Source organism: Tautonia rosea, from assembly GCF_012958305.1.
Classification (GTDB): domain Bacteria; phylum Planctomycetota; class Planctomycetia; order Isosphaerales; family Isosphaeraceae; genus Tautonia; species Tautonia rosea.
In genome coordinates, this window is sequence record NZ_JABBYO010000009.1 from 37,732 (window position 1) to 61,626 (window position 23,895).

Annotated in this window: 12 protein-coding genes and 1 tRNA gene; 3 read left to right on the forward strand and 10 right to left on the reverse strand. The window is 65.3% G+C overall.

Annotated features, from left to right (window positions below; translation table 11 throughout):
* Positions 1 to 9: 9 nt before the first annotated feature.
* Positions 10 to 1,005, reverse strand: coding sequence for an ornithine cyclodeaminase family protein (locus tag HG800_RS16770; RefSeq protein WP_169977804.1), 996 nt, complete (start codon positions 1,003 to 1,005; stop codon positions 10 to 12).
* Between the two features lie 115 nt (positions 1,006 to 1,120).
* Here HG800_RS16770 and HG800_RS16775 point away from each other — a divergent pair, with 115 nt between their 5' ends.
* Entirely contained in the window at positions 1,121 to 2,224 is a 1,104-nt protein-coding gene (locus tag HG800_RS16775) for a cis-3-hydroxy-L-proline dehydratase (RefSeq protein ID WP_169977965.1), read from the forward strand.
* A gap of 83 nt (positions 2,225 to 2,307) precedes the next feature.
* Here the strand turns inward: HG800_RS16775 and HG800_RS26980 are convergent, their stop codons facing one another.
* The 3 genes from HG800_RS26980 to HG800_RS16790 form a co-directional block, all read right to left on the reverse strand.
* The gene (locus HG800_RS26980) at positions 2,308 to 4,875 is read right to left on the reverse strand and encodes a sialate O-acetylesterase (RefSeq protein WP_206352315.1); all 2,568 of its coding nucleotides are present in this window, start codon (positions 4,873 to 4,875) and stop codon (positions 2,308 to 2,310) included.
* Between the two features lie 481 nt (positions 4,876 to 5,356).
* Positions 5,357 to 8,650 (reverse strand): serine/threonine-protein kinase, encoded by a 3,294-nt coding sequence (locus HG800_RS16785; protein WP_169977805.1) that lies wholly within the window; start codon positions 8,648 to 8,650, stop codon positions 5,357 to 5,359.
* Positions 8,647 to 9,216, reverse strand: a complete 570-nt coding sequence (locus HG800_RS16790) for an ECF-type sigma factor (RefSeq protein WP_169977806.1) — start codon at positions 9,214 to 9,216, stop codon at positions 8,647 to 8,649. The genes HG800_RS16785 and HG800_RS16790 overlap by 4 nt, the downstream gene beginning before the upstream one ends.
* A 383-nt stretch (positions 9,217 to 9,599) precedes the next feature.
* Here HG800_RS16790 and HG800_RS16795 point away from each other — a divergent pair, with 383 nt between their 5' ends.
* Positions 9,600 to 15,305, forward strand: coding sequence for a hypothetical protein (locus HG800_RS16795; protein WP_169977807.1), 5,706 nt, complete (start codon positions 9,600 to 9,602; stop codon positions 15,303 to 15,305).
* Between the two features lie 417 nt (positions 15,306 to 15,722).
* On the opposite strand, the gene HG800_RS16800 is transcribed toward HG800_RS16795, so the two are convergent.
* Positions 15,723 to 15,796, reverse strand: a tRNA-Arg gene (locus HG800_RS16800).
* 145 nt (positions 15,797 to 15,941) lie between these two features.
* Here HG800_RS16800 and HG800_RS16805 point away from each other — a divergent pair.
* The gene (locus tag HG800_RS16805) at positions 15,942 to 18,803 is read left to right on the forward strand and encodes a M14 family metallopeptidase (RefSeq protein ID WP_169977808.1); all 2,862 of its coding nucleotides are present in this window, start codon (positions 15,942 to 15,944) and stop codon (positions 18,801 to 18,803) included.
* A gap of 107 nt (positions 18,804 to 18,910) precedes the next feature.
* Here the strand turns inward: HG800_RS16805 and HG800_RS16810 are convergent, their stop codons facing one another.
* From HG800_RS16810 to HG800_RS16830, 5 genes are all read right to left on the reverse strand, one after another.
* The gene (locus HG800_RS16810; RefSeq protein ID WP_169977809.1) at positions 18,911 to 19,246 is read right to left on the reverse strand and encodes a response regulator; all 336 of its coding nucleotides are present in this window, start codon (positions 19,244 to 19,246) and stop codon (positions 18,911 to 18,913) included.
* Between the two features lie 365 nt (positions 19,247 to 19,611).
* The gene (locus HG800_RS16815) at positions 19,612 to 19,962 is read right to left on the reverse strand and encodes a response regulator (RefSeq protein WP_169977810.1); all 351 of its coding nucleotides are present in this window, start codon (positions 19,960 to 19,962) and stop codon (positions 19,612 to 19,614) included.
* A 298-nt stretch (positions 19,963 to 20,260) separates the two neighbouring features.
* Positions 20,261 to 22,264, reverse strand: coding sequence for a mechanosensitive ion channel family protein (locus HG800_RS16820; protein ID WP_169977811.1), 2,004 nt, complete (start codon positions 22,262 to 22,264; stop codon positions 20,261 to 20,263).
* A gap of 92 nt (positions 22,265 to 22,356) precedes the next feature.
* Positions 22,357 to 22,584 (reverse strand): hypothetical protein, encoded by a 228-nt coding sequence (locus HG800_RS16825; RefSeq protein WP_169977812.1) that lies wholly within the window; start codon positions 22,582 to 22,584, stop codon positions 22,357 to 22,359.
* A gap of 210 nt (positions 22,585 to 22,794) precedes the next feature.
* Positions 22,795 to 23,781 carry an exo-alpha-sialidase gene (locus HG800_RS16830; protein ID WP_169977813.1) on the reverse strand — a complete coding sequence of 329 codons (987 nt, stop codon included), beginning with the start codon at positions 23,779 to 23,781 and terminating at the stop codon, positions 22,795 to 22,797.
* Positions 23,782 to 23,895: the final 114 nt, after the last annotated feature.

A 23,895-nucleotide genomic window follows, 5' to 3' on the forward strand; every position in this document is an offset into this window, starting at 1 on the left:
CTGCGGGGACTACCAGGAGCATTGACGCCCGAACCCCTCCCTGCGAGCATTGTCCACGGCCAATCGGGCCGCAGAGGCATCTTGCACGGCAACACCGACTGACTTGAAGAGGGTGATCTCTTCGAGGCTCGTGCGCCCCGGTTGCTGCTCCAGGACGATCTCCCCGAGTTCGGCAACGATGTGACCGGCCTCGATGCGACCCGATCGCAGGGGTTGGATCAGATCGCCCGCCTCGATCCAGGCCGCCTCGCGGCTGTCGACGACCACCCGGGCACGAGCGACCGTCTCGGGAGGCACCTCGGCAGCCTCCGGAGTGTACGAGCCGACGGCGTTGAGGTGGGTACCCGGGCGAATGTCGTCGTCCTTGAAGACGGGAGTCCGGGCCGTGGTCGTCGTACAGATGATATCGGCCCCCTCGATCGCCTCTGCCGCGGAACGGGCCGCGATGAATCGGGCCGCGATGTCGGTCCGGCCGGCGAACTCGCGGATGAGACCCTCGACCTTTGACGGCGTCGGGCTGTAGACCGCGACCGTCTCGATGGGCCGGACCGCGCAGATGGCCTCAATATGGGAGCGTGCCTGGACACCCGCCCCAAGGATTGCCAGCGAGCGGGATTCAGGGCGGGCGAGCAGGTCAGTCGCCGCCCCGGATGCCGCGGCGGTCCGGATCGCCGTCAGCACGGCACCATCGAGGATCGCTTCGAGCTGTCCGGTCTCGGAATCGATGAGCAGCACGGTGGCCTGGACCCGCGCCAGGCCCCTCCCGGAATTCCCGTCAAAGAGCGAGACGACCTTGACCGCGATCGCCTGCTCGGCTCGATCGGCCGCGTCGAGGTACGAGGACATGACGAGGCTGACGCCCGCGTTCTTCGGGATCGGCAGGACAGCCCGGTGAGGAACGACAGCCGAGCCGTCGCTCAGCGCGGCGAAGGCCCGCTTCATGGCCTCGATGGCCTGTGGCATCGGGAGGGCGCGGCGGACGTCAGCGGCGTCGAGGTAGAGCATGAGTTCGATGGACCTAGGAATTGGAAGGGGCTCAGACTACGATGCCATGCTCGCTCGGCATCCGGAGCCGACGGCACTCACAGGGCGGGCCCTGGCCCGACGAGGTGTCCTCACCATGAAGATCCGCCGCATCTCAGCCTACCGCGTCGATCTCCCGCTTCACGAGGGGAGTTACAAGTGGTCGGGCGGGAAGTCGGTTTCGGTGTTCGACAGTACGATTGTCGCGATCGAGACTGACCAGGGACTCACGGGCCACGGTGAGGTCTGCCCGCTCGGCCCGTTCTACCTCCCAGCCTACGCCAACGGGGCCCGCACGGGAATCGCCGAGCTTGGCCCGTACCTGCTCGGCGAAGATCCCCGGCAGATCGATCGGCTCAATCGCCGGATGGACGCGGCGCTCCAGGGGCACCCTTACGTCAAGTCGGCGATCGATATGGCCTGCTGGGATTTACTCGGGCAGGCCTGCGGGCTCCCGGTCTGCCTCCTGCTGGGAGGTCGATACGGCGACGACTTCGTACTCTATCGCGCCATCTCCCAGGAGGCCCCCGAAGCGATGGCCCGACGGGTAGCGGGCTACCGGGCCGAGGGCTACCGTCGCTTCCAGCTGAAGGTCGGCGGCGATCCGGACGTGGACATCGCCCGGATACGGGCCGTTGCCGCCGAGTTGCAGCCCGGCGACCGCCTGGTGGCGGACGCCAACACGGGCTGGTTGATGCACGACGCTCTCCGCGTCGTCCGAGGCGTGCGTGATGTCGACGTCTACATCGAGCAGCCCTGCCGCTCCTACGAGGAGTGCCTGACCGTCCGTCGCCATTGCGACCATCCCTTCGTGCTCGATGAGAACGTCGATTCCCTCGAATTGCTGCTGCGGGCCCACGGCGATCGGGCGATGGACGTGGTGAACATCAAGATCAGCAAGTTCGGCGGCCTGACCCGCGCCCGGCAGGCCCGCGACCTCTGCGTCTCGATGGGCATCGCCATGACGATCGAGGACAGCTGGGGCGGCGACATCATCACCGCGGCGATCGCCCACCTGGCCCACAGCACACCGACGGAGTTCCTCTTCACCTCAACCGACTTCAACAGTTACGTGACCGTCAGCACGGCCGAGGGTGCCCCTCGTCGGGTGAACGGGCGCATGGCGGCCTCGGAGGAGCCGGGCCTGGGCGTCTCGCCAAGGATGGATGTCCTCGGTGAGCCGGTCCTTGTGATCGAGTAGCCCAAGCGGCCCTTCGGAGGGACGGCGCCTGGTCGCCCCTAGGGTGCTCAGGCGTCGGTCGAGTCTTTCTCTGGACCGGGCGATCAAGGAGCCGCCGTGTTCGACTCCTGTCGGATTACGATCGGGACGTAGCCGACTTCCAGGCCCTCGGGGGGCGTCACGATCAGGGCCGGATCGAGTTCCGCGAGTGTCCCAATTGTGGGGGGCGGCAGGTAGTCGTGATCAATCGGCCAGTGCCGATGCAATTGCTCGGCTCGCACCTGGATCGCCTCACGATCGGCCTCCGACAAACCCGCGTTGAGCAGCGCCGGTTGGTCGGCGAAGCGATACCAGGAGTAGGTCAAGACGCTGCCGTCGCCGAGTTGCACCTGGAACGGACCCGCAACGGGGCCGGGGTTCTTCCAGCTGCTTGCCTCGTCGACCGGCGTGGCATAAGGCTCCGAGGGTGCCGCGTTGTGGTCGCCGTCGAATCGCAACTGCTTCAATCCCGTCCCGTCCGGCACGTCTTCAGCGGGGACCGGCACCCACCGCGAGTTCCGATCACCCCCGTCATTCTCCAGGCGGAAATACTCGGGGAGTGTCACCAGGGCCTCGGACTCGGGGCCCGCCCCGGTGACGGCCTGATTGTCCCAGCGATAGCCGAACGTCTGCGGGTCGAGCACCGTTGGGGTTGCGAACGCATCCCAAGCGACGGGCGCCCGATCTTCCCTCGGAGTCCCCTCGGGGTAGATTCGCCAGGTCGCCCCGCCACGGCCCGTGAACGGATGCACGACGGCGTCTTGAGGGTCGATGACGCCGCTGGCCGGAGGGCCGCCCTCGAACCACGCTTTCACCGCGTCCCAGAGCGCTCCCTCCGAGTAAGACATGATGCGATGAACGAGCAACGACTCGCCGTCATCCCCCTGTGGAAAGTGTGTTGGTGCGATGCGGGCATACGTCTCGCCGTCGCCGCCGTCGGAGACAAAGGCCGGGATGTACTGGGTCTCCATCTGCAGGTGCCGATTGGGATCGGACGGGCGGCTGTCGAGCAGCATCCCAGCGAATTGCGGCTGATCGACGGTCGAGTGCGACCAGAAGTACGGGGTGAAGAAGGCCACCGGCCCTTTGAAGGTCTTCGTGTTCAGGAACAGCGTCCACGAACGGTCGCCGGCCGGGACGTCCTTGCCGTCGGTTATGGTCTTGGCGGTGGTCAGCGGCAGCGGTAAGTAGCCGTACCCGAAGAGTTCGCCGCGGGTCCCTTGTTTGAGATTCAGGCCGTCGGGCGGCCAGAGCAGCCGGGGGCTCAGTTGGGCGACGCCATACTTGCCCGCCGGTCGGTCCCAGTCCCGCCCCTTGCCGGCGCCGGGGCCGTTGGCCCATTCCACAAAGTTCGGGGCCACTCCACCCATGATGAACTTCGGGGTCTCCGTGGCGAATCGGGTGTCGCGCCACCACCCGAGCCCACCCTCGATGTCGGAGTAGAGCTTCTCCGGGGGAGGCTCGTCGAGCCGCGCGAACATCCAGGTTCCGAACAGCCCCGACTGGAAGCGATTTCCCGGGTAGGTCCGCAGCAGAGGCCAGGCCGCGACGTACATCGAGAAGCCGCCTCCGAACGACTCGGGAACTCGTTCCGTCGGGACGATCAGGTATCCCGCCATCTCCGCCGGTTGGACCGGACCGCCACCCGGCTCGACGAGATTGAGCATGGCCTCGCCCATCGCCTCGCCGATCAGAAAATAGGTTTCGGCGTTCGAATTCCAGTGGTAGCCCTGGCGGCTGGGCGATTGCTCCTCCACCCGCCAGAAGGATCGGGTACCGACGAACGCAACGTTGCCCCGGAACTCGGGACGCTCGGCCACAGCAGCCTGTGCCCGCATCAGCGACAGCGCCCTCGGATGCGTCTCGTCGGGTCCGGTCATCCCAGTCTCGGCAATGACGAACGGCAACAACGGAACACCGAGGTCCTTGCGAATGTCCTGGATAAAGTACGTCAAATTGCTTTGATATTCGGTGTTGAATCGATCGTTGATGCGATCGTTCCACCCCTGATGCCAGCCGAAGCCCGAGAGCACGAAGCGCCCGTCGCTGCCGGGCACTAGTTCCTCAAGGTTCGCCAGCGCCTCCCTGACGAGGGCCAGCGTCTCGCGGTAGTACCAGCCGAGAATCTCCGGGTTTTCCGCGACGGCCGCATCGGCCTCCTCCCCGAGCGAATACGGCGGCTTGCCCGCGCTTGGCGGCCGGAAGTCGACCGCGAGGCTTTTGCCGCCCCAGGCGCACTTGATGATCAGGACCGGATCGTCCAGCGCATCGCCCACCGTCCAGCCGAACCCCAGCTCCGGGCCAATCGTCTCCCGACGGGCCCCGTACCCAACCGTCAGCGGTCCGCTCTGGTCCAGGGAGGTGATCCGCACGTCGTCTCGAAGACGCCATTGCCCAGAGTCATCCACCAACGTCTCGAACCGCTCCGCCGTGGCCGGGTTTTTCACCAAGAATTCAAGCGATCCCTGACCCCCGTTGCGATCCGGATTGGCCTCGATCTGCCCAAAGCCTTGCATGTTGGACTGGCCGGCGAGAATGAAGACCCTGACCGGCCCGTTCCCCGCCTGGACCGGTCCGTTCGAGACCGCAAGGGAGAGTATCCCCGCCACAATGATCCCTCCCATCGGTGTCATCACATGCCCTCTCCCGGGTCCTCGATCCAGTCGAAACGTCTCGGTCTGGTCTCATCCTCCCCGAAGATCGCCTGCGCGTCTACCGTATCGACATTGCGAGGGCGGGCTCAAAGTAACCCGATCCATTTTTCTGAAGTGGTCGCGATGACCAGGGTCTGGGGCATGCCATCAATGTCAGTCCAATCCAGGCGACTACCGAGAGGGACACCCAGCAACGAGAGCAAGGACTTTCTCCGAATGATAAAGAATTCTTATTATTGCAAAATCAATTTGATTATTCTGGAAAATTCCATAGTTCGATATGACTTCATGCAATCGATCGGTGACCAAGGAAGCCGGATTACAGGCTGCGCGGTTCGCCTCTGCTCCGAAACACTGAGGAAGGGGAGCTGGACGCTCGCGGACCTTCTTGAGTTGGTTGGTTGGTTGGCGTGGGCGAGTGTTGGAGGGGATTCAATCGACCTGCGATCGGACCAGGGCGCTATTCCTTCGAATCATGTTGCATCGATTGACGGCGTGTTTTTCGTGGATTCGTATCCCACAGGCGGATCGTCGCGTCACCGGAGGAGGACGCCAGCGTCACGCCGTCGGGGCTGAAAGCCAGCGACCAGACGAAACTCGTGTGTCCTTGCAGCCGGGCCACCGCCTCGCCCCGGGGCAGATCCCACAGCCAGACTGTCCGGTCCTCGCCCCCGGAGGCGATCCGAGAGCCGTCGGGGTGAAAGGCCAGCGATTGGACCTCGTCGGAGTGCCCGCGGAGGACCTGGGAGCCCGAGCCGTCGACCTGCCAGAGGCGGACGGTGCGATCGGCGCTGCACGAGGCCAGCAGGCGGCCGTCGGGGCTAAAGGCGATCTTGTAGATCCAATCGTCATGGCCAGGGAATCGGGCGATGGTCTCGAGCGATGTTGCGTCCAGAAGGAGTACGGTCCTGTCATCGGCAGCCATAGCGGCGAGCCGACGGCCGTCCGGGCTGTAGGCCATCCCCCAGCCATCGACCGAGGAAAGGTAGGTCTCGGAGGCGACGTCGCAGAGGTGCATCCGGTTGCTCGAGTTCGAGTCGCCGAGCGAGGTGGCGACCGCCTGGGTCCCGTCGGGGCTGACAACCACGTAGTGGAGGTTCCCGCCGGGAGTAGCGATCTCCCGGCGGAGGCTGCCGGTTGCCACGTCCCAGATCCGGAGCAGGTTGTCGGCGCTGCTGGTGGTGGCCAGCCATCGGCCATCGGGGCCGAAGGCCAGGCTCCACACGGCCCCAGGATGGGGAAGGGTCGCGAGTGGCTCGCCGGTGTCGGCGTCCCACAGGCGGGCCGTCCCGTCACCGCCCCCCGAGGCGATGAGGCGGCCGTCCGGGCTGTAGGAGACGGAGAAGACGGTTTCCGTGTGGCCCCGAAGCGACGGCAGTGGGACCTGGGGATCCACGTCCCAGATCCGGACCGTGTCGTCACCGAGGTATCGGAGGTGGGAGTTGCTGCTGAGCGAGGCCAGCCGGCGTCCGAGCGGGTCGAACGCTAGCCCGACGACGGCCCCCGTGTGACCCCGCAGGGTGGCCACGTCCTGACGGCCGGTCGCTCGCCAGACGCGGATGGTCCGATCGGTCCCCGCAGAGGCGACCCACCGGCCGTCGGGGCTGTAGGCGACGGCGAGAACCTCGCCGGAATGGCGGTCGTAACGGGACTCGACCTCGCGGCCCGTCTCGGAGTCCCACTGGCGTACCGTGCCGTCCGATGAGGTCGTCGCCAGGCGAGAGCCGTCGGGGCTGAATGCCGCGTTGAGGAGCTTGGCCTCGTGCCCCTGGCAGACGGCGACCAGGCGGCCGGTGTCGGCGTCCCACAGGCAGGCAGTCCGGTCGTCGCCGACCGAGGCGAGGCGATCGCCGTCCGGGCTGAAGGCCAGGCGACGTACCCCGCCGGGGTGGCCGTCGCAGGTCGCCGTCCGCTCGCCGGTCGTCGCGTCGATCACGGCGAGGATCGTCCTCCCTTCGCTGGCCCATGACGTCGCGAGTCGCGTGCCATCGGGGCTCACAAGGACGGGGCGGGGCCCGTCGACTTCCGGCATCCCCACGTGGAGTAGGACCCGGCCGGACTCATCCTGCAGCTCGAAGGTCGAGCTCCCGGTCCACACCACGGACCGGAGCCCAAGGCGGGTGGCGACGACGACGTCCGGCCGGCTCCCTTCGACCCGGATCGGCAGGGTCCGTTGCCCTCCCCCATCGAGGTCGGAGACGCGGAGACCGTCAGCGGTCATGACCGCAACCCCCAGCCGCTCCGGGCCGTCGAGCAGGTAGCCCGCACCGGGCAAGGGTATCGGGATCGTCGAGGAGCTGTCGTCAAGCCGGCCGTGGAGGTGCCGCCATTCCCAGCCGCGCAGGGCGGCCGGGGCTGCATCGAGCTGACGGGTCGCGTCGAGCACGTCGTCGTTCTGCAGTGCCGCGGCCGCGGCCGCGATGCGAGCGCGGTAGGCCTGGTAGAGGGCCTCACGACGCTCGGCGTCGGCTGCTTGTGCGTGCTGCTCGGCCAGGCTGCGCTGCCGGCTCTCGGCGAGGGCGAACAGGACCGTTCCGATGAGCCCCAAGAGCAGGGCGATCCCGGTGGCGATCCCCCCCCCCACGAGTGCCCGATTCCGCCTCGCGAACTTCGCTGCGAGGTAGAGCGTCGAGGGAGGCCGGGCCAGAATCGGCTCGTCGGCCAGCCAGCGGCGGAGGTCCGCGGCCAGCTCGGCGGCGGTCGTGTAGCGTCGCGAAGGATCCTTCTCGAGGGCTCGGCCGACGATTGTCTCCACGTCGCCACGGAGTTCCGGCCGGATCGAGCCGAGGGGCGTCGGCTCCTGTTCGAGGATCATTCGGGTAGCCTCGACTAGGGGACACCCCGTGAGTGGGAACGGTGGTCGGTTGGCCGCCAGCTCGAACAGAATCACCCCCAGGGCGTAGACGTCGGCCCGGCGATCGACGGTGTCGGGGTCGCCTGCGAGTTGCTCGGGGCTCATGTAGCGGGGAGTGCCGAGGATCTGGCCGGTCCGGGTCAGGCCGGTGGCGGTCAGCAGCTCGGCGTTCGTGACGCGAGCGATGCCGAAGTCGAGCACCTTCGGGCGGCCGGCCTCGTCGACGAGGATGTTCGCCGGCTTCAAATCGCGGTGGACCACCCCGTTTTCATGGGCGTGGTGGACGGCGTCGCAGATCCGGGCCGCCAGCGCGAGCCGATCTCGCAGGGCGAGCCCCCGAGCGTACTCATCCAGGGGAAGGCCGCGGATGAACTCCATCGCGAAGAAGGGACGACCGTCGTCCAGCAGGCCGGCCTCGTACACCTGGGCGATGTCCGGGTGCTGGAGGCGTCCCAGGATCCGCGCCTCGAAGGCGAAGCGGCGAGCCAGCGATGGCGAGGTGTGACCGGGGCGGATGACTTTCAGCGCCACCGTCCGCCGGGGGCTGTCCTGCTCCGCCTCGAAAACGGTGCCCATGCCCCCCTCGGCGACCTGCCTCACGATCCGGTACTTCCCGGGGGACGCCGGTCCGACGTGGTGGGAGGTGGCGAGGCCGGTGGTCGGTCCCCCGAACAACGGGTCCGGCGGAACCGGTGATCGGACAAGGGGGCTCCGCAGCAGGCCGTCGCTCGGCCCGCCATCGGAGGTGCTCGGGGCATACGACAACAGGCTCTCGACCTCGGCCCGCAGGCTGGGCTCCTCCGCGCAGGCCTCGTCCAGGAAGGCAGGGCGCAGGGAGGGCGGCAGGGCGACCGCCCGGTCGAACAGCCCCTGCACCCGATCCCAGTCGCGCTCCCTCATCGAGTCGCATGATCCTGGCCCGAGGCCTCCCCGAGGTGCCGGGCGAGCCAGGCCCGAGCGAACCGCCACTCCCGGGCCAAGGTGCTCTCCGAGACGCCGAGGACCGCGGCCGTCTCCTCGACGCTCAGCCCGGCGAAGAAACGGAGCATCGCAATCTCGGCCAGGTGGGGCTTCTCCGCTCGGAGTCTCTGGATCGCCTCGTCGACCGCCAACAGGTCGTCGGCCGGCGGTTCGATGATCGCCAGGCCCTCGGCCAGCTCCACCCGCCGGGCGTTGCCACCACGCTTACGCGCCCCCTTGCGACGAGCCTGCTCGACAAGGATGTCCCGCATCGCCCTCGCCGCCGCGCCGAAGAAGTGCCGACGGCCATTCCAACCCGGATCGCGATTGCCGACGAGCCGAAGGTACGCCTCGTGGACCAGTGCGGTCGGCTGGAGGGTCTGACCGGGCGCCAGCCGGCCCGACAGCGAGCCGGCGAGCCGGCGAAGCTCGGCATACACCGCCGGAAGCAACTCCGCCGCCGACTGCATCGTCGGTGAAGGTTGGTCGTCCCCCCCTTCGAACATTGCTCGCTCCCGCATCGCCGGGCGAAGTGCCGGAGAAAAATTTGACAGCTCGTAACGACGATTTTCGGACGTGATTTTGGAAGAGTCAAGATCCGATCCCGGTGATGTCCTCGTAGGGCATCAGGCGCATCGCGCCCGTCCCGATGGCCGGTCCCACTGTCCTGTGACGGCCCTCTCGCCTCCCCATCCCCGAGGATCGGGGTGCACGCCCCGGGGTCGAGCCGTCGGACCCAGGATGGCGACGACGGGGCGGCTCAATCGCCTCGCCCACGGAACCAGATCCCCACACAACCCTGGCTGGCCTCCCACCGCCGAGGTGCTCGCCCGACGACCGGGGGGCGACTCCCGAGCGACCCACACCTTGTGAGCTAGAGAAAACGACCATGCCGCGCAAACTGCAACGCCGGACCCCACTCCTCGAATCTCTCGAGGTGCGCACGCTGCTCTCGACCGTGGCGACCCCCGACGTGTTGCAACGGACCCAGGTCGCCGCCCTCGTCGCCGCCCCGAACGCGACACCGACGGCTCGGCCGACCGGGCTCCTCAGGGCGGCCGAGTCGATCGACAGCCAGAGCATCCGGCTCGAGTTCAGGCGGCCGATCCCCAGCCACTTCGCCCCGAGGCTGCGCTTCGAGGTCGAGGGCCTCCAGGTGACCGGCGTGCAGCTCGCCCGCAACGGCCGGGGCGCCGTGCTGACCACCTCCCCGCAGGCCGACGCCACCTACACGATCCGGATGGCGAACGTCCGGGGCGAGGGCGCCCGGGCCCAGCTCGTCCCCAGGGGGATGGCGCCCTTCCAGGGTAAGGCGGCGCCCCGGGTGGTCGACGTCGCCTCGACCGGCGAGACGACGGTCCTCGTGTCCTTTGACCGTCCGATGGGCACCGGCGCGATCGACCCGGGGAACTACCAGCTCTCGGGAGACGCGGGGCAGCCCATCGGCGTCGCCAGCGCCCGTTTCGTGGGGGGCTCCACCAGCCAGGTTGAGCTGCAGACCACGCCGCAGGCCTTCGGCAGCTACACGATCCACGTCAACAACATTACCGACACGGCCGGCCAGCAGATCTTCTTCGACGGGAGGAGGTTTACCGGCAACCCACAAGGGGCCGTGCTCAGCGTCGCCGCCACCTCCTCGACGACGGTCGTCGTCGCCTTCAACGAGCCGATGGCCGACAACGCCCTGGCCCCGCAGCACTACGACATCCGCGACTCGGCCAACAGGCGGCTCACGGTGACCGGCGCCCGCTTCGACGGCCCGCTCGGCATGGTTGTCGTGCTCACCACCGCGGCCCAGGCCAACGAGTCCTACCGGCTGACCACCTTGAACATCACCGACCTGTCGAACAGTTCCATCAGCAGGCGCAGCGGCACCTTCCGGGGCATCCCGGCGCCGTCCCTGGTGGCGGCGATCCCGACGCAGCCGACCCGGATCGTGCTGACCTTCAGCGGCCCTGTGGGCGACAGCGCCCTGGCGCCGTCGAGCTACAAGATCGAGCAGCTCGACGAGGAGGGCAGCCCGATTGGCACCCTGCCGATCGAGGCCGCCCGGTTCGTCGGTGGGCAGCGCACGGTCATCGAGCTGGCGACCGGCTCCCAGCTCGCGACGACCTACCGGATCACCACCGCCGCCACCCTGACCGACGAGGCCGGCTCGCCGCTCCGGAGCGCCAACGCCCGCTTCACCGGCATCGGCCCTCGTCCCGAGGCCCTGGAGTTCGCCGGCCCGCCCCGGGTCGTCGGGGCCGCCTCGCTGAGTAACTTCGAGGTGCTCGTCTCTTTCAGCGAGCCGATGGCCGACAACGCCACCCGGCCCGAGCACTTCGTCATCGCCCAGGAGAACGTCAACCCCGAGGCCGGCGCCCTGCTCGTCACCAACGCCGAGTTCTACAACGGCGACCGCACGGTCGTAAAGCTGACCACCCGGTCGCAGAACGAGCTGACCTACCGCGTCACGGTCGTCAATGCCACCGACCTGGCCGGCAACGCGCTGGCCCCGAAGGTCACCAGCAGCGGCGTGCTCGTCGACCCCACCTCGGCTACCTTCCCCGGCACGCCCCCCTCGGGCGACCAGCTCGTCGACACCGACGGCGACGGGCTGACCGACAACGAGGAGCAGCGCGGCTGGCTCGTCGTCTTCCGCACCGCCGACGGCCGCCTGGTCGAGCGCATGGTCACCAGCGACATCTCCGTCGCCGACACCGACGGCGACGGTTTCACCGACGACGTCGAGCTCCAGCTCAAGACCGACCCCCGCGACGCCGACACGGACGACGACCTGCTCACCGACTATCAGGAATACACCGAGGTCTTCTCCAACCACCTCGACGCCGACTCCGACGGCGACGGCGTCGACGACGGCACCGAGTTCCTCTACGTCCGCAGCTCGCCGAACCTCGAGGACACCGACGGCGACCAGATCGACGACGGGACCGAGATCACCCTCGGCGGCTTCTACAACGTCCTCGTCGCCAACCTGCCCATCCCCCGGATCGACGTCGGCAACGTCGCGCTGAGCCTCCGGGTCGACACCTTCGCCACCAGCTCGACCGGCACCCGACGGCTCGACTCCAAGACCGCCGAGTCCTCCCTCGTCCGCACCCAGAGCACGAGCTTCACCTCCGTCTCGGAGACGACCCAGGAGGCGTTCTCGAACTTCGCCTTCGGTCAGCAGTTCAACGTCGGGGCCGACTACACCGAGTATCCCGCCCTCGAGCTCTCGGCCTCGCAGGAGTTCGGCACGTCCTCCGCGGTGCGCAGCGAATTCACCGCCAGCTCCAGCCAGGAGACCCAGCGGTCCCTGTCCGAGGCCCGCACGACCGAGCAGGAGGTCCAGGCCGGCGAGGAGCTGCAGACCCAGGTCACCGACGCCAAGCTCCAGACCACGATCAACCTCCAGAACGCCAGCCCGATCGCCTTCCGGCTGAAGAACCTCCAGGTGACGGCCCTGATTGCCGCCCCCGAGAACCCGGCCGTGCTCCTGCCGGTCGCCACGCTCGTGCCCGAGTTTGAGCCCGAAGACGGCTTCGTTCTCGGCCCGCTCGTCCCCGCCCGCGGACCGATCGTCATGACCAGCGACAATGTCTTCCCGAACCGCGTCGAGGCCCTGATGGCCGACCCGCGGTCGCTGATCTTCCGGATCTCCAACTACGACATCATCGACGAGTCCGACCGCAACTTCGCCTTCTCCTCCCAGGAGGTCGTCGAGCGCACCGGCCGCATCGAGATCGACTACGGCGGCTTCGACGCCGACGGCGACGGCCGGGATGACCCCTCCGAAATCCTGTTCGTCTCCACCGCCGCCGGCCGCGTCATCGACACTGACGGCGACGGCGACATCGACTCCGACGACCGCCGCGTCACCTTCGGCCCCGACGGCTTCCAGGTGGGCCGGAGCGTCCGCGACCTCCTGGCCGACGCCGGGCTCACCGAGTACACCATCAAGCTCGACGAGGAGAACCGGCCGATCCTCGACCCCGACTTCGACCCGGCCCTCGGCATCCCGATCTACTACAACGCCGACGGCGAGCAGGTGAAGCTGACCCGGGCCCAGATCCGCTCCAGCTACGCGACCATGCGGGTGGTCGCCTCCGATCCCCCGGACGGAAGCCGCGTCGTCGAGCGGATCTACCGCTTCCGCGAACGCGCCGTCGTCCAGTTCACCGACTTCCCCGACACCACCTGGGAGGTCATCACGCCCCAGGGCATCGACCCCGACAAGGGCCTCGATGACATCCTCTACGCCGGCCAGAGCTTCACCCTGGCCTTCGTCCAGGACAGCGACGGCGACTTCCTGCCGGCCAACCTCGAGGCCTTCTTCGGCAGCCGCGACGACAGCCGCGACAGCGACGGCGACGGCCTCGACGACCGCTTCGAGGCGCTCATCGGCTGGGACGTGAACATCCCCGACCGCGGCACGGTCCGGGTGACCTCCCACCCCGGCCGCACCGACTCCGACAACGACGGCCTCTCCGACCGCGCCGAGGCCCCCGCCCTCTGGCGGGACCTGGACGGCGACGGGCTGATGGACGACGGAGAGCTCACCCGGTCCGCCGTGTTCTTCGTCACCCGGAATCAGAACCCCAACGCGGATCCGAACGCATTGGTATTAACCTTTGCGTCCGGCCCCGACGCCAACGGGAACTACACTCCGATCTTTTTCATCCCCATACCCGCGACCGATCTCGGGAACGGGGTGGTCCGGATTGCCGTTACGCCTTTTTCTGATATCTATATGGACGAGAATAGCGACGGGTCACTGGACCTGTTCAACCTCAACAACAGGCCCTTCATCGACTACATCACCAACCCCCTCGACCCGGATAGCGACCGCGACCTGATCTCCGACCGCGACGAGGTCCGGGGCTTCGCCTACCGGCCCATCGACAGCGCCACCGACGTCGTCGTCTACACGAACCCCGAGCGGGCCGACACCGACGGCGACTCGGTCATCGACGGCCTCGAGCGCCGCTTCGGCCTGAACCCCTCCGACGGCCAGGACCGCGACACCGACCGCGACGGCCTCCCCGACCGCGTCGAGACGAACGGCTGGCTCGTCACCACCGAGGCCCTCACGCTCGCCCCGCTGTCCGTCACCCCGGGCAACCAGGTCCAGCGCCGCATCACCTCCGACCCGACCAGCGCCGACAGCGACGGCGACGGCCTGACCGACTTCGAGGAGTTCTTTCTCCGCACCTCCCCCGCCGATATCGACACCGACGGCGACGGCCTCCGCGACATCGACGAGGTCCGCGGCTTCCGCATGGTCGGCAACGAGGACCGCGCGAACGAGCTGATCACGCTCGACCCGCTCGACGCCGACGTCGACAACGACGGCCTCAGCGACGGCGAGGAGGCCGGCCTTGGCCTCGACGCCGCCGGCAGGCCCATCACGCTCGGCGTCGAATCCCGATGGATCGTCCAGGTCCCCGGCGAGGAGCCGCGCCGGGTCTTCACCGACCCCCGCGAGCCCGACGGCGATAACGACGGCCTCCCCGACGGCGCCGAGAAGTACCGCACCGGCAGCACCCTCCTCGGCGGGACGACCTTCATCAACTACGATCGGGCGATCGATCTGCAATTGAACTTGCAAATCGGAACGTCGCCATTCTTCCCGACCGGGCGGACGAACGTCGTCCAGGTCAGCTACGTCCTGAGGACGAGGGTCGTCCACTTCCGACTCATCGACGCACAGGGCGTGCGCGTCATCGACACGAGCAGGCCGCTCGCCGAGCTGCCGTCGGAGTTCCAGTTCTACCTGGAGACGCTGGGGTTCATCCCCCAGGGCCAGATCCCGGGCCGGGTCGCGAGCGACAAGCCGTTCGTGCTCGCGCAGGTGGAGAAAGTCGTCGGCCTGAACGGCGCGCCTCGGATCTTCCTCGGCGCCGACCCCGAGAAGGCCAACACCGACGGCGACCGCCGCACCGACCTCGAGGAGGTCCGCCGGGGGACCGACCCGACCACGGCCAGCTACTTCATCACCGTCCAGTTCGACCACTTCGCCATCAACTCGGACAACGACGCCAACGACGGCGACCCGGGCGCCGGCAACACCTCGCTGCTCGGGGCCGGCGACTTCGTCATCAAGTCCTACATCCGCCTGCACGACCCGAACTCGACCAGCCCGTTCCAGCTCGGCAATTCCGAGATGTTCTTCAACATCGGCGGCGATGGGACGCGCTACTCCGACGCCGTCCAGGTGCACTTCGGCTCGCTGGAGAACTTCACCGGCACCTCGCAGCGGTCCCGGTCCTTCACGCTCGACCAGGGCCAGGCGTTCTCGCTCGGCACGCTGCTCACCGAGCTGGACGACATCGACATCAACCAGCAATTCCGCGTCAACGTCTTCCTCGGCGACCTGACCGAGGAGTTCAATGTCACCGGCCTCGACGTCAAGGTGAACGGCACCTCCCGGTCGTCGATCTTCACGAGCGAGTACATCCAGTCGCTGCTCGACGCGGAGGGGGGCCAGACCGGTGTCTTCCAGCTGGTCTACGAGTTCACCAAGGACCAGAACACCCCCGCCCACCCCACGAAGATCGACAAGAACGAGAAGGTCGCAGGCCGGATCGCCCTGCGGCTGATCGTCGAGTGATCCTTGGTGAGCAAAGCCTCGTCTGGACTTCCCCACGAATGGCGATCGCTCCGACAAGATCGTAAACTGTTCGTGAGAAGTCCAGCGATGGCGGCAAATCAACGGACATTCACCGCCAAGTCCCAGGCCAGCATCCTTCACATGAATCCTATGGGGTCCGGCCTGGTCACCCGCCGTGATTGGCCTGGAAGTGCCAGAGCGGGGGCTGAAGAAAATGAACGGACACACAATAACTGCTGCGTATTCTGTTGAGTAGGCACGCGCTCGCTGACTCCGTCTCCCTCGTCTCACGACCAGGGTCGAGTCGGGCAGAATGTCGTGGGATCGGAACTTGGCTTGCCGTAAATCCCATATCGGCAGACACATAGCAAAAAAAGAAGCGAGACGCCCCATTCAGGAGCGTCTCGCTTCGTTGTGTACACCCGACAGGATTCGAACCTGTAACCTTCGGTTCCGTAGACCGATGCTCTATCCAGTTGAGCTACGGGTGCGATGGGTTCTTGCAGGCGATTGAGTAGGTATTCTACCGGTAGGAGTCGAGGAAGGGAAGTCAGTGCAGGGGAGAATTTGAGGCAAGGAACAAGAACACTCCCCTGGTGTAGGCTCTCCAATCGTGGGAAGGGGGATTGCGAGGAGGTGGCAACGCAGAAGCAACGCGGCAGGTTGCTTGACGTGGTGGAGATTCGGGCGGATAACGGTGCGGTGGCCAACGATGCGGTCAGCCAGGGATCGCGCAGCGAGGACCATTCAACGCAACAGGGAGTCTATCGCGTGAGGACGTGGAACGGGTTCGGCCTCCTGAGACCATTCGGGAGGGGAGTGCTCGGGCTGTTGGTGGTGTGGGGATGCCTCTCGGGAACGGCTGAGGGGCAGGAGCCTCAGGAGCGCAGTTGGCTCTTGCCAATGCCGGAGGTTCAGGCCGATCCGGAGATCCCGACGCTGGAGGAGGTGGTCGGACACCGGTGGGGAACGGAGATTTCCAGCCACGCCGAGACGCTCCGTTATCTGGAAGCCCTGGCCGAGGCGGCCCCCGATCGGGCGAAGCTTATGCCCTACGGACGATCGTACGAGGGACGATCCCTGGTCTATCTGGTCATCGCCTCGGCTGAGACCATAGGGCGGCTCGACGAGGTTCGAGCTGACAACCAGAAACTGGCCGATCCCCGGACCCTCAAGGCCGAGGAGATTGACGCCGTAATCAATCGTGCGCCGGCCATCGTCTGGCTGGCCTATTCGGTGCACGGCGATGAAAGCTCCTCGACTGATGCGGCCCTGCTCACCGCCTATACCTTGCTGGCCGATCAGCGTCCCGAAACCCAGGCCTGGCTGGACAACCTGGTTGTGATCATCGACCCGCTTCAGAACCCTGACGGGCGAGATCGGTTTGTCGGCTCGTATCGGCGAGGGCGGGGAGTATTCCCGCAGGCATCACCCTGGGCCAGCGAGCGGATTCAGCCCTGGCCAGGAGGACGCTACAATCATTATCTCTTTGACATGAATCGAGACTGGTATCTTCACTCGCAAATCGAAACAAAGGCCAAGGTGGCCGCTTATCTGGACTGGCAACCGCAGGTTTATGTCGATGCCCATGAGATGGGGGCCAATTCGAATTACTACTTCGACCCCTCCTCCGATCCGATCAACCCCCAGATCACTTCAAGGCAGGCCGATTGGGTCACCCGGATTGGGCGGCGACAGGCCGAGCTGTTTGATCGGTTCGGCTTCGCCTATACCACCCGCGAAATCTTCGACGCGTTCTATCCCGGCTACGGCTCGACCTGGCCAATGATGCAGGGCGGGCTCGGAATTCTCTGGGAACAGGCCGGCGTCCGAGGCTTGCTCGTCGATCGGGAGAACGAGACAACGCTGCATTACCACGACGCGGTCCGCCATCATTACGTGAGCGGCTTGGCAACAATCGAGGCGGCTTCAAATGGCCGGGCCGACCTGCTCAGGATGTTTACCGACGGCAGGGCCGAGGCCATTGAACGTGGGCAATCGGGGGAATCACCCGACGTCTTTCTCCTTCCCGGCTCAACCCCCCAGCGAGCGGCGTCACTAGCACGCTTGCTCAAGGCCAATGGCATCGAGGTCCGCCGCCTCACCGAGCCGGTCGAGGTCGACCTGGGATCGGGCGGCTTCAAGCAGCTCGCACCCTCAGGAAGTTATTATGTTCCGGCAGCCCAGCCGGCCGGACGGCTCGCCGAGACCTTGCTGGCCGAGCGTCAGGAGATGGACGAGGCGTTCATCGCTCGCCAGCTCGATCGCAAGGCCCAGCGTCTCGGTGACGAAATTTACGACGTGACCGCCTGGTCCTTGCCCCTGACCTTCGGCATCGAGGCCCTCCGGGGACAGCCGGCGCAGCAGCCTGCCTCCGAGCCGATCGACGACGAGGGCGATCGGCCGGTCGGATCAGTCGAGGGACCGGATCGCCCGCTCGTCGGCTACCTGGTTCCGACCGAAGACGAGGCTGGACTCAACGCCTTGTCCGATTGGCTGCAACAGGGGTTCCGCGTTCATGTGATCGAACAATCGTTTGTTCTCGACGGCAACTCGTTCGCCTCGGGAACCCTCTTGCTTCGGACGGCCGAGAATCCGGATCGCCTGCACACGGCCGTCCGAGAAGCTGCCGAACGCCACGGAGTGTCGATCACCGGCATCGACTCCAGCTTCGTCGATGAAGGAGCCGGCCTGGGAGGGCCCAACGTCTCGTGGGTCGAGCCTCCGCGGGTGTTGCTCGCGGTCGAGACGCCGGTCAGCCCGTTCGTCGGTCATACCTGGTACCTGTTTGATCAGGTCTGGAAGTACCCGACCACGCGGGTCGCAGCCTCGGAATTGGCGGGATCGGTCGATCTGGAAGACTTCAATGTGATCATTCTCCCCGATGGGAACTATGGTCGATCCTCCCGCTTTGACAGCGCCACCGCCGATCGGTTGCGGCGTTGGGTGACGTCGGGCGGCACCTTGATTCTCGTCGATGGCGCACTTCGCTGGGGCATTGAGGAAGAGATCGGGCTGGTTCCCACCGATCGCCGCGAAGTTCCCGTGCCGCCAGTTCCCGGTGAGGGGCTCGACCCGGCCGACGACTCAGAATCCTTGAACGCCGATCCCGCCCCCTCCGGATCGGAAGACCCGCCGAAGGAAACGCCCCGACCGGTCCCGGGGGCGATCTTGCGGGCGACCGTCTATGGCGACCACTGGGTGACGGTCGGGCTTCCCGAGTCGATCGAGATCCTGACGCAGACAAGCCTCATCGTCGATCCGCTCGATCCGACCGAGGGGCGGAATCTGGTCACGTTCGACCCCCAGGACGAGCCGGTCAGCGGCTTTTGCTGGCCCGATACACTTAAGGCCATCAGTCGATCGCCGCTGGTCCTGTCGCAATCGATCGGTGACGGGCACATCATCGGGTTTACCGATGATCCGAACGCGCGTGCCCTTTCCCCAGTAACCCAACGGCTGTTCCGCAATGCCGTCTTCTTCGGGCCGGGCCATTGAGCCAGCGGATCAGAGCGAATCCCAAGGGAGACGGGTGCGTTGCCTCACGAGTCGAGCGTTGAGGCAGCCCGTCTTCCCGTGTTGCCCGAGTCACGTTCGGCCGAGAACTACTTCGTCCAGTCGATGCGTCGAATCAGATCTTTCAAGGCCGCGAACTCGATCGGCTTGGCAAGGAGGTCCATGAACCCCGCATCAAGGCACTCCTGCACATCGACCTCGGTACTGTAGCCTGAGACGGCGATTCCGGGAATTGCCCCGAGCCGACGTTTCAGTTCCAGGCCGGAACCGTCGGGCAGACTCAGGTCACTGATCAACAAATCAAACGGACCGGACGTGGCCGCAATCTGCTCGGCTCGGGTCATACTTCCCGCCGTCGTGACGACGTGACCGGCCCGTGCCAGCAGGCTGGAGAGCACGCGCGCAATGTCCGGATTGTCTTCCACCAGCAAGATCCGGATTCCCCCGCCTGACTCGTGATTCGATTCAGGGCGAGACGGTTCAACAGGCCCATCAGGGCTGGCCGGTTCCATTCAAGGCCCCTTCGCCGAGAGACCGGCAATCACTCCACTCAAGGAGTGGGTCACACGCAAATGCTTCACAGACACTACAGGGATTGTCTTTCGCGTTCAGAACTCTGGCAAGCAAAAAGCAGACGAGGGCACTCCGCAAGCGTGAGAAACAGCCCTCGTGTTGTCAAATATCAACGGGAGAGCAATTTGACACGCTGGCTCGATCGGGGCTGCTCCCATAGGAGCGTCACCGTGATCAACGCGAGCACCAACAACAAACAAAGCAAAAACGCGTCCGATCAGTTCACCTGGGCAAATCCTCCCTGCTGCCAGATGGCGGCCACATCGACCGGCTTCTGAAACAGGGCTTCGGGGTGCAAGTCGGTCAGCCGAGAGAGATCATCTGATCCCGTAGTTACAGCAACGCGGGTCTTCAGCCCTAACTCCCGAATCTGCCTGAGGATCGCTTCGCCGCTGCCGTCGGGCAGTTCCAGATCAAGAATCACATAGTCCGGGGGCGGATCCAGATGAGCCAAACCCTCGGCCAGCGTGGTGGCTGACGAAACATGCCATCCACGTGTTGAGAAAATGGTTTTCCAGACTTCGAGCAGCGAGCGATCGTCTTCCACAATCAAGAGCGTTGGTGGCACGGGGCACTCCTCGGCGTCATGCCGGTTTGGGCGTTCCATCTCGGGAGAGTGAGCGTGCGACGCAGCCCAATGGCGACCATCACGCTCGACCACTCAATCATACACAGAACTCCCCTCATCGTCGAGGCGGCGAGAAGCCATTGAGTGGATTGATGCAATTTAAAGCTGCCTCCAGATTCTGTCTGAGAATGGGCCGAAGGGTTCGACTTCTGAGCGTGGGTGTTCTTCCTGGTCAGACAGCACTCCCCCTGCCCTCGCCTCGGCAAGAGCAGAGCGATCGGGGCGATTGACTCGGCCGTCAGCGAGCCAATTGGCCATCGCCGCCTTCAGCTTCCCCATCGCTCCGGGCGTCGCCACCCATGCGGTTCTGCTTGGCGGCCTGGGTCTCTCGTGAGCGGGCCTTCTTGCGGGACTTGCTCCGATCACGATTGCCGCGTCGCTCCGATCGAGACGATCGGCCTCCCTTTCCTTTGCGACTTCCCGAACGCGTGGACGAAGGAGAGTCTGCTTCCGAGGCCTGAACCGGATCGTCGCCCATCATCACGACCCGAGTGCGGGGCAGATACGCCCCGTCATCGAGGTCTCGAAGGAAGGCGATGAGCTGTTCTCGGACCTGGCAGTGGAGGTTCCACGCCACGGATGGGTTCTTGGCCGAGCAGAGGGCACGCAGCTCAACGGTTTCCTCGGTGCAGTTGGTGACCTGGAGGATCGGGGGGACTTCCTTATCCCAATCCTCGGAATGCTGAAGGATTCGCTCCAGTTCGTCCCGGACTGCGGCAAAATCGACACGATAATCGGCGTAAAGATACACCGGCTTCATCATGTTCTCGCCCCCCTTCGTCCAGTTCTCGACCGCGTTGTCCATCAACTGCGAAGTGGGCACGACCAGCCGTCGCATATCCCATGTGCGAATCACGACATACGTCACAGCGATTTCTTCAATCCATCCCCACTCGCCATTGAAGATGACTGCATCGCCAACCCGAACCGGTTGGGTCAGTGCAAGCTGAACCCCGGCAAAGAGGTTTCCCAGGGGTCGCTGTGCCGCCAGTCCCAGCACCAGAGCGGCAATCCCGGCGGAAGCCAGCAGGCTATATCCCATCGCCTGGAACCACTCGAATTGCCAGAACGCCACACCAAGGCCCACAAGCAAGACCACCACCGAGAAAAAATGCTTGGCCACCTTGATCCGAGTCAGCATCTCATGCGCATTGCCGGCTCGCTCTTCTCCTTCGTATCGCCCACTGAGCCGGGCCGAGGCGAAGTCAATCAAACGAGAAAGCAGCCAGGTGGCCGTCAGCACGATGAGGACAAAAATCAAGGGCTCGAGCATGGCCATCACCGGGCCGGCGAGCCGGAGCAGGTGAGACGCCAGCACCTTGAACACGACCAGACCCACAATCATCGCGATCGGCCCATGCACTGAATCGGTCAGTGCCAGGCTGAGTTCAACAAACTGCCGAGAGCGCTGAGCACGTTGACTGCGTTGAGCACGAAGCAACCGTTCGACCAGCCTTTGCACCACCAGACCCGTGACCAGACTGATCAGCCCAAACAGAACGATGCCGACCCACTGCCAAAGAGCAATGCCCCCAAACTTGATCTGCTTCAGTGGCTCAGGCAGGCGTTGCTCCAGCTCGCTGGGACCGAAAGCCCGGTAAAGCGCGGGAATGGCACCGATCGTCCTCCGGGAAAAGACCCAGACCGGCTGCTCTCCAGGAACTTTCACCCGTTCGAGGTACACATCCACGTCCCGGTGATTCAGAGAAATGGCTCCGAGATGGTAGAACGCCTTGGGGCGGTTCGTGTCGTTGCCCTGCGCTTTTTCCAGGTTATAGCCAAATCGTTGGCCGTCAGGGCGATCAGGAACGTCGTCCCAGTCGATCCAGAGTTTTTGCTCCAACACCTCATGGAGCATCCGAGCAAGTTCCGACCCGTTTTCAGCCTGATCGAGGAAATGGAGATCGTTGAGGTTCATTGAGTATGCGGCGCGGCGGTAATTCTCCTCCGCGCAGGCATCGACAAAGTTGGCCAGAGCAGCCTGTGGCGTCTCCCGATCCACCGCCGGTTCGATCGGCGGCAGCCCCTCGTTCAATACAGGCCGATGCACATAAGCATCACTCTGCATATCCAGAGACTTCGGATTGCTGCCAGCCTCGCCGTTGCCGGACGATTCCTGGGGCGGAGAGGACGAAGACGTATCCCCTCCGACCAACGCCCCCATCACACCCTCTGACTGAGCGCTTGCATCGCAAAGCCCGTTGAGCCAGACGCCCACCATCAGGGCCCCTGCCCACATCATCCTTTGCTTCACCATCAAGACCCTGTTCGGCAACCCGCCGCCGACCTCCAGTTCATCGATTTGATCTGATCCAACCCTTTTCCCGCTTCCGCTCAGGACCGGACCTTCGTTGGCAGATGCTCGACCAGTTTCAACCCATAAAGGCCAAGCCGAGCCGCCGAGATAGCCACCGACTCAGTGAGCAAAACCGCCTCTTGACCGGCCGCTCCTCGGACTTCCAGCATGTCCGGAAGACCGAGGACTCGCCCGTGGTGCACCACCACATCATCCGGGGTCTCGATGACCGTCGCGGCCCCTCGGTCGAAAATGCGAATGACCATGAGATACTCCCTCACCCTCACGTCCTTGATGACGGCCACCGACGGCGACGATCAGACCACAACACATTTCTCGTCAGTGCAGATTGTGTGCCATGATCCTCAAACCACCCCGCGACCACGCCCAGCCGAGACGATCCTTTCTTGAACTCACGACGAGATCAGAGGTTGCATCGTCGATTCCCGGGCGTGGCCACGTTTCCATCGAGGGGCTCAAGACGGATCGGAAAGCTCCACACGCGCCAGATAGACCGAGGTTTGACCCTCGTGCGAAGAGTAGTAGCTGACCCAAAGCTGCTCCTCGTGCCAGACCAGGCCGGCATAACTCGTATCTCCTCCCGAAGGCAATTCGAGCAGTTCGGTCAGGCGGCCTGTTTCCGGATCGAGCCGACAGACCGAGGTCCGCGCGCCGCCGTCGTAGAGTCGGACTACGGCGATCAGGCGATCGTCGGGCAATAGGATGAAGTCTGGCCCTCCCGCGCGTACCCCCAGGTCCGTCCAGTTCCACTCGGTAAAGGGCGCGAGCGATCGGCCAAGCTGGGCCGAAGGCTCCGCCCCGTCGCGTCGCAGCAGGCAAAGGGCCTCGCCATTGGGCAAAAACCGCAAGGTGGCCTCGCTCGGTTCCCCTTCTTCAAACAGCGTCTCCACCAGCGGTTCGAACCGATCAGCCTTGCCGTCGACACCTCGGTACAGCCGGGCCACCCGCGAGGTCTGATCCCCTCCGGTCGAATAGCCGACGCTGTAGGGAATGCCGTCGTACCAGGTCACCCGCCAGAGCCAGAAGCCTCGATCGCCAATCGGATGCGGACCGTCCCAGCGTTCGCCGTCGTCGGAGAACCAGGCCATCGTCTGATGACGAGGCATGTCTCCCGGGTTGTTGTGCGCTGCGGCTCCAGTCAGCATCAGACGACCTTCGGGCGTCAGGCAGAGCTTCGGATCACGCAGGTCGGCCGTCTCGGACGTGATCAGGGCGATTGACTCCCACTGCTCGCCGTCTTCGGAGGCGATCACCCGGAGCGCACCATCGGGAGAGACATGTCCCTGCCCTTCCCGAAAGGTGCAGAGCCAACGACCTTTGAATCGAATCAGATCGGTAAAGGCATTGTGTTCCCCTTCGCCCCAGATGCGGCGGACTTCGACCAGCTTGGCCTGATCGGGAGGAAGGGCGAGTGTGATGGTAATAGCAAAAAGCAGTGTCATGTGATGAACTTCCTAAGCGTAAATCCCATGGCCGCATCGACTCGCTCGGCAAACGATCGGTCCGGCCCGATCCGGACGGTTTGCTCAAGGACTCCAATGCCGGCCTCAATGGCG

What these genes read in the sequence shown, in the direction of transcription:
- HG800_RS16770 (WP_169977804.1), bottom strand. Translation starts at nt 1,005, where the DNA reads ATGCTCTACCTCGACGCCGCTGACGTCCGCCGCGCCCTCCCGATGCCA.
- HG800_RS16775 (WP_169977965.1), top strand. Translation starts at nt 1,121, where the DNA reads ATGAAGATCCGCCGCATCTCAGCCTACCGCGTCGATCTCCCGCTTCAC.
- HG800_RS26980 (WP_206352315.1), bottom strand. Translation starts at nt 4,875, where the DNA reads ATGACACCGATGGGAGGGATCATTGTGGCGGGGATACTCTCCCTTGCG.
- HG800_RS16785 (WP_169977805.1), bottom strand. Translation starts at nt 8,650, where the DNA reads ATGAGGGAGCGCGACTGGGATCGGGTGCAGGGGCTGTTCGACCGGGCG.
- HG800_RS16790 (WP_169977806.1), bottom strand. Translation starts at nt 9,216, where the DNA reads ATGTTCGAAGGGGGGGACGACCAACCTTCACCGACGATGCAGTCGGCG.
- HG800_RS16795 (WP_169977807.1), top strand. Translation starts at nt 9,600, where the DNA reads ATGCCGCGCAAACTGCAACGCCGGACCCCACTCCTCGAATCTCTCGAG.
- HG800_RS16820 (WP_169977811.1), bottom strand. Translation starts at nt 22,264, where the DNA reads ATGATGTGGGCAGGGGCCCTGATGGTGGGCGTCTGGCTCAACGGGCTT.
- HG800_RS16825 (WP_169977812.1), bottom strand. Translation starts at nt 22,584, where the DNA reads ATGGTCATTCGCATTTTCGACCGAGGGGCCGCGACGGTCATCGAGACC.
- HG800_RS16830 (WP_169977813.1), bottom strand. Translation starts at nt 23,781, where the DNA reads ATGACACTGCTTTTTGCTATTACCATCACACTCGCCCTTCCTCCCGAT.